This is a genomic window from Pantoea sp. CTOTU49201 (genome assembly GCF_032054795.1).
GTDB classification, from domain to species: Bacteria; Pseudomonadota; Gammaproteobacteria; order Enterobacterales; family Enterobacteriaceae; genus Pantoea; species Pantoea symbiotica.
Window position 1 is genome coordinate 1 of record NZ_DAMBSA010000184.1, and the last position, 2080, is coordinate 2080.

General features: G+C 48.9%; 2 protein-coding genes. One reads left to right on the forward strand and one right to left on the reverse strand.

The genetic code is table 11. The features are described from left to right. The first annotated feature begins 223 nt into the window (after positions 1-223). Positions 224-1027: a 2,5-didehydrogluconate reductase DkgB gene (gene dkgB / locus RTY00_RS13800; protein WP_312664837.1), complete on the forward strand. Its 804-nt coding sequence runs from the start codon at positions 224-226 to the stop codon at positions 1025-1027. A 15-nt stretch (positions 1028-1042) separates the two neighbouring features. Here the strand turns inward: dkgB and yafC are convergent, their stop codons facing one another. After that, positions 1043-1951, reverse strand: a complete 909-nt coding sequence (yafC, locus tag RTY00_RS13805) for a DNA-binding transcriptional regulator YafC (protein ID WP_312664838.1) — start codon at positions 1949-1951, stop codon at positions 1043-1045. Positions 1952-2080: the final 129 nt, after the last annotated feature.

Below are 2080 nucleotides of genomic sequence, written 5' to 3' on the forward strand. Positions count from 1 at the left end.
AATACCTGCCTGTCACGCAGGGGGTCGCGGGTTCGAGCCCCGTCCGTTCCGCCACTTAATTGATAAGCCCTGACTGAAAAGTCAGGGCTTTTTCATGTCTGTAATTACGCTAACATTGTTGATGAAAAATCAAAATTCTTCTGCTTATAAGCGGATTTTTCAGCAACAATAAACCTGCCAGAATAGTTCCCATCGAAACATAACGCTATCCGATGAGGAAAACATGATAATCCCCGCCTTTGGTTTAGGTACTTTCCGTCTGCAAGACGATGTTGTAATCCATTCTGTTAAAACAGCTCTGGAACTTGGCTATCGCACAATTGATACCGCGCAAATCTATGAAAATGAAGCGGCTGTGGGTCAGGCGATTGCTGAGAGTGGCGTCGCACGTGAAGACTTGTTCGTTACTACCAAAATCTGGATTGAGAATCTTTCGACTGAGAAGTTGATTCCCAGCTTGGAAGAGAGCCTGGCAAAACTGCGCACCGATTATGTCGATCTCACCTTGATCCACTGGCCTTCTCCGGGAGCGGCGGTATCAGTGAAAGAGAGCATGTTGGCACTGATGGCAGCAAAAGAAGCAGGTCTAACGCGTCAGATTGGTATCTCAAACTTCCCAATCGCCTTGATGAAAGAGGCGATTGACGCGGTTGGTGCGGAAAATATTGCCACTAACCAAATTGAGCTGCATCCTTTCCTGCAGAACCGTCAGGTGGTTGAATTTGCTCAAAAGAATGGTCTTCACATCACTTCTTACATGACGCTGGCTTATGGCGATGCGCTGAAAGATCAGGTAATCGACGCGATTGCACAGAAGCACAAAGCCACTCCAGCTCAGGTGGTTCTGGCATGGGCGATGACGTTAGGTTACGCGGTGATCCCGTCATCCACCAAACGTGAAAATCTGGCGAGCAACATGGCAGCAGTTGATCTGCAGTTAGATGATCAAGATATGGCAAATATTGCCGCGCTGGATCGTCAGCAGCGTTTAGTGAGTCCTGAAGGTCTGGCACCAGACTGGGATTAATCGCGACTTACCTCTTCAGCCCTGCACTCGCCAGGGCTGATCTTTAACCCATTCACTTAGAAAATCGATAAAAGCCCGAACGCGCTGACTAACTCCCAAGTCGCTGTAATAGACCGCATTAAAGGGCATCTCGACTGGAACTCGATGTTCAGCTAGCAGTTCAATAAAAGTGCCATCCGCTATCTCTTTATCCACCATAAAATCTGATAAACACGCGATACCTTGATCGCCTAGCACTAGCTGTTTGAGCGTTTCGCCGCTGTTAGATGACATACCCGGCGTGATGTCATAAAGCTCGCCACCTTCATCTGCGACAGGCCAGCGATTTAAGCGTGGCGTTTCAACGAAGCCAAGGCATTCATGCTCTACTAAATCTGCTGCCGATGCTGGTACACCATATTTCGCCAGATAAGCCGGTGTGGCCACTAATTTGCGATAGCTAATAAAGAGCAGACGAGCGCGCAACGTAGAATCCGTTAAATTGCCGGCACGGATCGCCACATCGACTTTGCGTTCAATGAGGTTAATAAAGCTCTCCGAAGAGATCAGCGATAGCGTGACGTCTGGATAACGTTCACGAAAGGGTTTAATCATCGGCAGCAACAGATGCAGAATCACCGGCGTAGCTGCATCGATACGTAGCACGCCCTGAGGCGCCAGCTGACGCTCGATCAGCTCACTTTCGGCGGTCGACATCTCCTGCATCAACTTTTGCACGCGGCGAAAGTAGTGCTCGCCTTCATGAGTGAGCGCTAGCTGACGCGTAGTTCGCGTTAAGAGCGCCACACCCAGCTTATTCTCCAGCTTTTTAACCGTGCGGCTTACTGCTGAATTGGCCATCTGCAACTGTTCTGCTGCCCGACTAAAGCTGCCGCTCTCCACCACAGCGATAAACACCTTAAGCTCATCTGACGATGCCTTCATTATCCCTCCAAAAGCAAAAGTCTATTCTCACTTTGCATCTTTTTGTCATTAAAGCATGAGGCAATACTAACGCCCATCAAAACTTCATGGGAGTTAATCATGCCACTTGCACTTTGGGCGCTGACAATC

Bases quoted from the DNA above. Each gene is read 5' to 3' on its own strand.
- dkgB (WP_312664837.1), top strand. From the start codon at position 224: ATGATAATCCCCGCCTTTGGTTTAGGTACTTTCCGTCTGCAAGACGAT.
- yafC (WP_312664838.1), bottom strand. From the start codon at position 1,951: ATGAAGGCATCGTCAGATGAGCTTAAGGTGTTTATCGCTGTGGTGGAG.